Genomic DNA, 292 nt, shown 5'->3' with positions numbered 1-292 from the left:
GCTGTCCGGGACTATCTTAGAGATGGTCCCGGACAGCTTTATGCTGGGGTGGTCGAGGTTGAGAGCGGTAAGCGCAATGATCGCCCCAAGCTCGCCGAGGCCCTACGCCTCTGCCGGCTTCATAAGGCGACGCTCATCATTGCTAAGTTGGACCGGTTGGCACGCAACGTCGCCTTCATCTCGACCCTGATGGAGGCGGGCGTCGAGTTCGTGGCGGCCGACTTCCCGCAAGCTAATCGACTGACCATCCATATCCTGGCCGCCGTAGCTGGGCACGAGGCTAAGGCGATTT

At 60.6% G+C, this 292-nt stretch carries 1 protein-coding gene; it reads left to right on the top strand.

Annotated features, from left to right (window positions below; genetic code table 11):
* Positions 1-48: 48 nt before the first annotated feature.
* Positions 49-292: recombinase family protein (locus ACLBX8_RS32060; protein WP_447716457.1), on the top strand; the 244-nt coding region annotated here is incomplete at its 3' end.

This window comes from Methylobacterium sp. D48H (genome assembly GCF_053345715.1).
Note: the sequence above shows the minus strand (reverse complement) of the source record. Positions and strands in the feature narration are given on the sequence as shown.